The organism is Waterburya sp., from assembly GCF_058530065.1.
The window spans coordinates 1-9,848 of record NZ_JBZNBU010000335.1; the positions used below are offsets into that span (position 1 = coordinate 1).

A 9,848-nucleotide genomic window follows, 5' to 3' on the forward strand; every position below is an offset into this window, starting at 1 on the left:
CATGTATATTTTCTAGATAGAGCGATCGCCGATTCTCGGTTTCACCAAAAGCGTGCAAGAGCCTATTTATTTATCGTTGAAGTTTACACTTACTTTTACTGAGGGCAATAAGGAATTAAATAGTTATGTTTAAAGAATCCTTTCATGAGGCTATATATCAATCGGTATAAAGACAGATTAACTATGAACACTACGCCAATTCAACCTCCTAATCCCGAAGATGTGCTTTATCGCATCAACGCGGGTGGATCATTGGTCGAGGCGACTGACGGTGGGCTAGACTGGACTGCCGATATCAACACTTCTGGTGTTTCTGGCAATAGCCCCTATCTCGTCAGCACTGGCAGTCAGACTTATAACAATTTCCAAGAAACCTCATATCCTGGCGATGTTGAGAGCGCGATCGGTGTGCCAGCGAGTACTCCCCTGGCGGTATTCAACACGGAGCGATTTGGCCCTCCTGAAACTCCAAATATGCTATGGCAGTTTAATGTGGCGGCCGATCACGGCCTACAACCAGGCGACCAGGTTGAAGTCCGGCTCTACTTCGCCGAAATTTTTGGCGACATCGATGCAGACGGTAAGCGTGTATTTGATGTCGCGGTCGAAGGGGTAATATCGCCAGAATTTGACGACATAGATTTTTTCGCCGACGTTGGCAGTGCAGGTAACATCGGCTCGGGTCGTACTACTGTTGCAACCGTTAGTGCTGATGGTGTGCTCGATATTGAATTTATTCCCAGTGTGCAGAACCCAGCCATCAAAGCTATCGAAATCGTCGCACTCGGCGACTCTGCACCAACGGGGGGTTCGGATATGAACCGCTATATTACTGACAAAGTACACCGTTTTTATCAATTCGAGAAAGGGTTTCATTTTTATACTACTGATGATGTTGAAATTGATTATGTTCGAGAAAAAAGCGAAACAGGAGAGTTAGCTTATCAATATGAAAGCGAAAAATTTCAGGTCTTAGCCGATAATAGAGATGCTTTAACTGGAGAAACTTTGGAAGGAGTTGAGGCAGTTTATCGTTTCTTCAATACCGATACGGGTTCTCATTTTTACACTACCGATGAAGTTGAAAAAGCTTTTATTGAAGAAAATTTATCCAACTACTATTCTGAGGGAATTAAATATCATGCTTTTGAATCTCAACCAGAAGGAATAGACACGACCCCCGTGTTTAGATTGCTGAATACCAATACGGGTTCTCACCTTTACACGATTGACCAAAACGAATTGAATTATATTCAGAATAATTTATCCCATTTCTCTTTAGAGAATGAAGGTGAAGCAGTTTTTTATGTGTTTGAGCTCTAAACTTCAACGATAAATAGGGCTTAATCTTGGGAATTAAATGACGTTTATTCGTATAAGATTTGAGCTTTTTCAACGAGCCTGAAAATTTAGTTTTAGAGACTGTTTGTAAAAGAAATATTAAATAACAATAATGGATGCGCCCTACCTTTGTTTTAAAGAGTGGATCGCAAAGATCGCACTCTTTGAATAAATCAGGAATACTTTCCCCCAGTCTCCCCGTCACCCCGTCTCCCCGTCATTCCTAGCTTTTATCTTTTGTTTACAAACAGTCTCTTAAGCGAAGTCAAAACTTGGCTTATTTTCACCTGCGTTTGTTACCAAAAATCCCCCGTTTTTGAACAGCGCCTGAGAAAGCGCGATCGCGCCTTACAACTTCAAGCACAAGGCATAAAATACGATAAATAATAGGAGAAAGACGATTATTTAAGTAATAAATAAAATAAATTACCGCTACCATTTAGTCTTCCCGCTCTTTCTCCTGCTATTTCACCACTACCCAGAAAAATATCGACTCTTCCCGCCCCTTTGATAGCACTACCCGTATCTTGGTCTAAAACATAGCGACTGGCTACTCTAATGTCGATTTCCCCTGTCTCTGTGACTTCAGGAATGGGGGCAACAATTAAAGCCAATGCCCCAGGTGGCATTAAAGACTTATCTGTAGCAATAGAGCGATCGCCCGTTACTGGAACGCCTAGATTTCCCGTTGGGGGTTTACCATTGGTTTCCCGAAAGAAGATAAAGCGATTGTTACGGGGAATATATTGGTCTAGTTTTTGGGGATGTTTCTCGAAGTATTCTAATAATTTGGGCAAAGTTAGCTCGTCTTTGGGAAATACGCCATCTTTGACTAGTTCTCCCCCCAGACTGACGTAGGCATAGTTAGTAGTGCCGTTATAACCGACAGTCATAGTCGTCCCATCAGTCATTTGCAGTCTGGCAGAGCCTTGTACTTGTACTAAATAAGCTTCCAAGCGATCGCGCAACCAAACTAATTCCTGACCCTTTAAAAGACTTTTTCCCCTGGCTAAACCGTCTTTTCCTTCCAATTGAGCGCGAGTGGGATGGGGAGGCGACCAACGAGAAAAATTAGCAGGTTGGCGATAGAGGGGATAAGAATATTCTGAGGTGCGGACTCGACTGGCTTTATAGGTTGGTTCAAAATAGCCTGTAAATTCTACTTTGCCCCGTTTATCTTTACCGATTGATTGATAGAAAACAAATTCTTCTTTAACTGCCTTTTCCAAAGCTTGAGGAGAATTGCTAGTTAACAATAACTCTTTAAATCGTAAAAGCGATCGCCTGGTATGTTCTAAATTAAATTTAGTTTGGGCATATTTGCGATAGCTACGGGCTGCTTTGGGAGTGCTGAGATAATAAAGACTATGGTCGATCGCTTCGATTAAAGCTTGACGTTGAGTTTCATTCCAAGCAGGAATGTCTTTCTTGTTGGTGGTTGGGTTAGAACAACTGGAACTCTTAAAATATACCGCACATTTGTGGCGATCGCTTTGACCATTGCCCAATTTATCGTCTAAACCGACATATTTAATTTTTTCTGGCGATACTTGTCGCAATGTCTGAGCCTTACTCACGTGCGCCCAAGATATTGTGGTAACAACAGTCAAACCCAAACAAAAACCAGAAAGGGATCTCATCATTGCAGCATAGTTTTACGATCGACTTTCCCAGGATAGCTCACCCAAAGAAAAGTAAACGGATAAGTAGTTAATCATTGTTAATTAGCTCCCTAATTGAAACTCGTCAAATTTAATCGCATCAGAATTGGGCTGGCGAGTATCGTAGCGATAGCTGCTAATTTTGCCCGTAGCAGTATCAAAAATACTAAATACCGTGATGTCATTACTAGCAATATAAGGTATGGCATTGCCCTCAGCATCCATGAGTGGAGCAATATTGGGGACTATCGGTTCTAAACCATTGGGATTGCCCGTAGCATAATAGTTTTCTGGGCTATAGGTGGGAATTGGTCTTCGGTCTTCCCCTAGATGGGCGCCGTAGCTATTACCCACATTAGAAGATTCTAAAAAGTGCATTCCCGAATTGCTTTGAAATCTATTCCACAAGTGAGAATGTCCGTAATAAACTAACTGCACGCCAGCAGATTCCAAAAGGGGAATTAGATCGCGAACAATATAATCATTTTCAATGGGATAGTCATAATAAAGAGCATTCAACTTACCATCGCGATAATAGGGCTTGGGCTGAGGATCGGTAAAAGCGGGAACGATATTACCGCCTAAAGTATGGGGTGGATGGTGCAGCATGACTATTTTATATTTAGCTTCTTGATATTCTGGGCTGGCTAGCTCTTTTTCTAACCATTGATATTGTGGGCTACCTTTTTTGATCGGTTCAAATATATGCTGTCCGTAACCCCAAGTTTCGGGCTTGTCCAAATCTAAATGGCTTTCTTTATAACGTCCCATATCTTCCGCTGCCAGATTGGGGCTGCGCCAAATATTGGTAACATACAAAGAAATTAATCTGATATTGCCAAAGGTAGTAGCATAATACTTTTTCCCTCCTCGATCGCTTTGGGGCAGGCTAAAAATTTCTTCATAAGTATCGGTATTAAAAGAATTATTTTTAATCCAGTCTTGTTTTAATTGAGAGTCTTGTTGGGGATTAATTTCTTGGGCTTGTCGAGCATAAAATTCGGCTACGGCATTTTGGGGAATAGGATGTTTAAATTCTTGGTTGAGAGTTGGCTGAGACATTTGTCCCATTACTTCGTGATTGCCCACTGCTGTAAATAAAGGAGCGTGTTGGATTATTTCGCCACCTTGATAAACCGTTTTAAAACCATTCTTGTCTAATTCATAATGTCCTTTTCCTTGTAAATTGGGAAAAAAAGCTCCTCCTCCAAGATCGTCAAACCATTCTGAAGCCCGATCTGGAATATTAACTAGATCCCCTGGTAGAAATACCCCATCAATCTTATCTACTGTTTCTACTACCTTAGTTAAATTGGCAGCAGTCATCGGCATCAATTGATGGTCAGAAGTAAGTAAGATTTTTAGCGGTTTATTGGGGCTAGGATTGGGGGTAAGAGTAAAATTATTACTAGAAATTGTTTGTTCCTCTCTCATACTGTTAACTCGATAAGGGATAGTGCGATCGCGAGTTAAACCAGTTACTTTGGCTTCGTGTCGCCAAATATTGCGAGAAATAGTCGTGCTGGGAGGATTATTGATTTGAGATTCTTCATCTTCTCTGACTCGACTTAGTTTGGTAGTGGTAGCGATCGCTCGTTGCTCTAGTTGCAATCCATATTCGACCCAATGTCGATCTCCCTCAAATTCAGTGAACCAAACGACATTCGTTGTGTTTGCCGTTGGTAATTGTAGAAAAGGATCGCTGAGTAATGAAATTGGAGTTGAAGCTATTAATTGGTGTTCTGCTGCCAAAGTCATGGGTAAATAGTTATTAATTGCGATCGGTAAAATAACTGCAATGGTTGCCAATACTAGTTTACTGATTTTCATTAAGTTTATAAATTTATCTCCCAAGTCTTTAGAGGCAATATTTTACGCTTCTACTGAATTTAAAACATAAAGCATCTTCATAGAGTTAAGAGAAAAATATCACAGTGATAAATTACGGTTAAAAATTTATTCCACGATTTTAGATTACTAGAGAAAATTTAATTGTTAATCGCTGTAAATCTTATGTGGCAATCATTACCTAAAAAGTAGAACAAATAACCGAAACTAAATTAACTATTAAAAAATAATGTTTTTCAATCTTTAATCCATAGCTGTAATAGAGATTGGTCAAGCATCACAGCAATTGTTTTTTAAGGATTTGATGAAGTAGAAATAAAACACCTAGATATTTTCAACTAAAAATGTTTATAATAGTTAATAAGAAAAAGGTAATTCTACTAGGTTATAAGATAGAGATATAGTAAAGCTTTCCCAGAAAACATTGATAGCAAAGTATTTTATCTGTATTTAGCTCGCCTATGAATTATGAAATATGTGTGTTTTGTGGTATCCTTCTTTAGGAATCCTATCCCTTACTATTCAAGGGATAGGGCTTTTTTTTGATATTATTTAAGCCGATTTTATCTTTTAGTTTCTAGTTTTTAGTTTTTAGTTTTTAGTTTTGTCTAGCTACTAGAAACGCGATCTCGTTCAAGACTCCGACTCCTTGAGTCGTCTTCAATCAGGTATAGTTGAAGACTATATCTGATTGGAACTAATAACTAGTACTGACGTTTCATGAAACGTCCCTAACTAATAACTAATAACTGGGCGTAGCCCGTTATGAGGATTAAAACTCAAACAATGGAATAACTTTAAAGATGCAAGAATCAAAGCTATTCCCACCTAATTGACCTCAAAATAAGTACCTGCTTCAATAATAAACAATTCATACTTTCTAAGTTATTTTTTCAGATAGTAAAAATAACTGAAATTAAAGGGTTTATCTATTAATTCAGTCCTCGATCGTTCAGAGATAAAAACTAATATTTTCCTTTAAATACTTCCGTTGCAGGACCAGTCATATAAACTCGATTGTCTGTTGCCGACCAATTAATTTTCAAACAACCCCCTGGTAATTCCACCGTACAGGAGCGATCGCATTTATTATTTAAAACTCCTGCCACTACCGAAGCACAAGCACCAGTGCCGCAAGCAAGAGTAATTCCCGCGCCTCTTTCCCAAACTCGCATTTTGATATAGTCTGGCTGGACTACTTGAATAAATTCCGTGTTTGTACGCTGGGGAAATACAGGATGATTTTCAAATAAAGGACCAATGTGAGTTAAATCGATCGCATCGCTATCTTCAACAAAGGTAATGCAGTGGGGATTGCCCATACTTACAGCGGTTACTGACCAAGTGCGATCGCCTACCTCTAAGGATCGAGCGATCGCTTTATCGTCTTCAGAAGCCAAGGTAGTAGGGATTTGAGCGGCGATTAGTTGGGGTTCGCCCATATCTACTGTTATTTCTTCATTACTTTCTAATTGGGGAATAATTACCCCTGCTAAAGTATGAATGCGATAAGATTTATTGGCTTCTGTATTTCCTTCTAAATCGGCGATAAACTTTGCCAAGCAACGAATACCGTTACCACACATTTCGGGTTCCGAACCATCGGAATTGTAGATTCTCATGGTGTATTCCGTATCTTCTTGTCCTGGTAGGGCGAAGATGACACCATCCGCACCAATACCAAAATGGCGATCGCACATGGCGATGGCTTGTTCGGGAGTGATTATTGGTTCGACTCCATGACGATTGTCGATCAGAATAAAATCATTGCCTAATCCCTGGTATTTGCTAAACTCGATTACCATCTTTGATTTTCCTTAAAAAAATACAAGAACTGAAAAAATGTCTGAATTTAATACATCGTTGCCCAGCATCATACAACTTCAAAAATATATTAAAAATAAGCAAGAAGTAGAATTGAAGCTAGTTACTGGCGATGCGATCGCTGGTACAATTCTTTGGCAGGATGTTAACTGTTTCTGCATAGCAGATAGTAACAACCAACCCATTACGATCTGGCGACAAGCTCTAGTTTATCTAAAACCCAAAGCTTAAGAAAGGTTTAACTATTTTTCTTTTTTCTTGTTGTGTGAGTTCGACAAGTCTCCAAGATTAATTTACTCAAGCTAATTAAAAGAGTTTTTAGTAGTTAGTAGTTAGTTTTTAGTTCAATTAATTAGTAGATTTGAACCACTAAGATTATTAGAGAGGACTTAGACCCAGAAACTAATAACTAATAACTAATAACTAACCGAAGGTTAAACGGAAAGCGATCGCCTGAATTGACAAACTGAATTTGACATTCAAGACAATCGCTTTTGCTAGTTTTGATAGATATGTTAGTAGCTAAATTAGTTAATAGGTTCTTTTGGCGGTAGCCAAACGAGAAATGATGCTAGTCATTAACACCAAAAGCACTAGGATAAATGCTGCCCCCCAAGCCAAATCCTGCTGATTTTTAAAAGGGACGATCGCAAAATTATAAACTAATACGGCTAAAGAAGCGGTAGGCTCGTTCAAACCATTATCCCAATTAGGCCAATATTGAGTAAATAGGGCGGTAAATAATAGCGGAGCAGTTTCTCCCGCAGCACGAGCTACAGAAAGAGTTACCCCAGTAATAATTGCGGGTAAGGCAGCAGGTAAAACAACTTGTAAAACGGTTTGATATTGATTTGCTCCAATCCCCACTGAAGCTTGACGTACTTCTTGAGGAACGAGTTTTAAGGATTCGTCGGTGGTACGAACGATAATCGGCAACATCAAAATTGACAAGGCGAAACCACCAGCCCAAGCAGAATATCCTTTGGGAATAATAAAATTAGTCAAGACAACTGCGCTGTAGGCAAATACCCCCACAATAATTGACGGTACGCCACTCAAGACATTAGTTGCGAAGCGAATCCATTGTGAAGCTTTGCCCTCATTAAACTCTGAAAGATAAATGGCTGCCATTACTCCAATGGGAACGCTAATCAACGCACCGATGCCCACCATAATTACCGTACCTAAAATGGCATTACCAAAACCACCCCCTTCAACTAGAGGAGGAGGAGGTAATTCGGAAAAGACGGCAGGAGAAAGAGAACTAATGCCTTTAGTGAGTAAGTAAGTCAGAATAATAAATAGAGGGATAACTGCTAGCAAGGTAAATAAACCCGCAATACCACTCATAAACAAGCCAAACAGAGTTCGAGGGGATTTAATATTGCGTTTTAGGCTGACAACTTCAAAGTCAGATTTTTGATTAATATTAGTAGTCTTAGTAGTCATTAGTTTGAAATCGATAGGTTAAAGAAGGTCTTAAATCTTTTGCAGTCTGGTGACGAGTAACTGTGCCAAAACATTTACTACTAAAGTAATGAAAAACAGAATTAAAGCTGCATACATCAAAGCTGCCACTTGTAAGCCACTAGCTTCGGCAAATTGATTGGCTAATAGGGAAGAAACGGTATTGGAGGGTTGAAAAACCGAAAGATCGACTCTATTGGAATTACCAATCAGCATAGTTACTGCCATTGTTTCTCCTAAAGCACGACCTAAAGCCAGCATAATGCCACCAATAATCCCTGAAGAAGCTGCGGGCAAAATAATCTTTAAAATAGCTTCCCAACGAGTTGCCCCCAAACCTACCGCAGCTTGACGCAAACCCGAATCGACATTGGTAATAGCATCGCGAGAAATTGCTGCGATCGTCGGTAGAATCATCACCGATAAAATTAATGCAGCAGGCAACATTCCTGGTCCTCTGAGGGGAGTAAAACTCTTAAGGAAAGGAATGAGAACAAAAATGCCCCACAAACCGTAAACTACACTGGGAACGGCTGCTAAAAGCTCTACGAGAAAGACAATAATCCTTTGTACTGCGGGAGCTAAATAATCTTCGCTCAAAAAGATTGCTACCCCCAAACCAATGGGTACAGAAATTGCCAGAGCAATAAACGAACTGACTAAAGTGCCGTAAATTGCTGGCCAAACTCCATATTCACTATCAACGGGATTCCAACTACTTGTGGAGATAAAACCCAAACCAAACTCTTGAATAGCGGGCATAGCTTTGAAAGCTACCTGAATCGTAATCCAGACTAAAACCCCTGCGATCGCAAAAGCAAAGATTTTTGCCGCCCAATAAAAACTACTATCTAAAACCCTTTCAATACCAGGACGAGATTCGATCCTCGCATTATAACTATTGTTCATATTTTTAACTTTAAATTTCTGTCGCTACAATGTTTGTTTTTAAAATACCCTGAAACTGTATTTATTGATGGCTAACTCTAAAAGTCTGAGCTTAGTTACTAGTAATTATTTACCTCACGACGATTAAGATCGGGTAAAGCGAACGTTATCAAACATCTAGAGATCGATACCAATTATTTACTGACATTTACTGTACTTATTACTCATTACTCATTATTCATTACTCATTATTCATTACTCATTATTCATTACTCATTACTCACCAATGCCCCTTTTCCAGCCTCCGCAGAATAATTTGTTTCTTGAAAGCTATTTAGTTGCAGCTTCAGTAATAGTAGTTAAGACAGTATTGATTTTAGTTAATATTTCATCGCAATCTTCTATCTGGTGACGTTGTTGAAGATAGGCAGGTTGATTGTAGACAACTTGGGTGCGATCGCTTTTGTCTTGATAGACTAGAATTTTTTGGGGCAGATCGATCGCCGTAGTGATGGAACATTGCATCAAAGGAGTACCTACTTTGGGATTGCCTACAATAAATAGTTCCGTCGGATTTAGTTCTAATCCCGCATTTTGAGCGTTATTGCTATGGTCGATCCGCGCAAATAAAGTCAGACCTTTTTCCGTAATAATTGCTTCCAAGCGATCGCCCGTTTCCTCAACGCTATAGGAACTAGGGATAGTCACCAAACCCCTATTTTCCAGAATCCGATTGCCTGCTAAAGCTGGCATAGATATTTTAAGTCGATGTTTGACAGTTTTTAAACCGAAAGAAGCCACAGCAACCGCCAAAATTGG

8 protein-coding genes are annotated in these 9,848 nt (G+C 39.5%); 2 read left to right on the top strand and 6 right to left on the bottom strand.

Annotated features, from left to right (window positions below):
- Positions 1-183 precede the first annotated feature (183 nt).
- A complete protein-coding gene (locus AC33VI_RS19995) occupies positions 184-1,323 on the top strand; it encodes a malectin domain-containing carbohydrate-binding protein (protein ID WP_491784019.1) in 1,140 nt (379 codons plus the stop codon).
- A gap of 419 nt (positions 1,324-1,742) precedes the next feature.
- Here AC33VI_RS19995 and mltA read toward each other — a convergent pair whose 3' ends face one another.
- The 3 genes from mltA to dapF form a co-directional block, all read right to left on the bottom strand.
- On the bottom strand, positions 1,743-2,984 hold the full coding sequence (gene mltA / locus AC33VI_RS20000; RefSeq protein WP_491784020.1) for a murein transglycosylase A: 1,242 nt from the start codon (positions 2,982-2,984) through the stop codon (positions 1,743-1,745).
- An 81-nt stretch (positions 2,985-3,065) separates the two neighbouring features.
- Complete coding sequence (locus AC33VI_RS20005) at positions 3,066-4,760, bottom strand: metallophosphoesterase family protein (protein WP_491784026.1); 1,695 nt, start codon at positions 4,758-4,760, stop codon at positions 3,066-3,068.
- Between the two features lie 1,055 nt (positions 4,761-5,815).
- The gene (dapF, locus tag AC33VI_RS20010) at positions 5,816-6,655 is read right to left on the bottom strand and encodes a diaminopimelate epimerase (RefSeq protein WP_491784021.1); all 840 of its coding nucleotides are present in this window, start codon (positions 6,653-6,655) and stop codon (positions 5,816-5,818) included.
- A 37-nt stretch (positions 6,656-6,692) separates the two neighbouring features.
- On the opposite strand from dapF, the gene AC33VI_RS20015 reads away from it, so the two are divergent.
- On the top strand, positions 6,693-6,905 hold the full coding sequence (locus AC33VI_RS20015) for an Hfq-related RNA-binding protein (RefSeq protein ID WP_491784022.1): 213 nt from the start codon (positions 6,693-6,695) through the stop codon (positions 6,903-6,905).
- 300 nt (positions 6,906-7,205) lie between these two features.
- Here the strand turns inward: AC33VI_RS20015 and pstA are convergent, their stop codons facing one another.
- From pstA to AC33VI_RS20030, 3 genes are all read right to left on the bottom strand, one after another.
- Positions 7,206-8,123 carry a phosphate ABC transporter permease PstA gene (gene pstA / locus AC33VI_RS20020; RefSeq protein ID WP_491784023.1) on the bottom strand — a complete coding sequence of 306 codons (918 nt, stop codon included), beginning with the start codon at positions 8,121-8,123 and terminating at the stop codon, positions 7,206-7,208.
- 30 nt (positions 8,124-8,153) lie between these two features.
- On the bottom strand, positions 8,154-9,050 hold the full coding sequence (gene pstC / locus AC33VI_RS20025; RefSeq protein ID WP_491784024.1) for a phosphate ABC transporter permease subunit PstC: 897 nt from the start codon (positions 9,048-9,050) through the stop codon (positions 8,154-8,156).
- A gap of 309 nt (positions 9,051-9,359) precedes the next feature.
- Positions 9,360-9,848 (bottom strand): DUF302 domain-containing protein (locus AC33VI_RS20030; protein WP_491784025.1); only part of this gene is annotated, 489 nt, incomplete at its 5' end.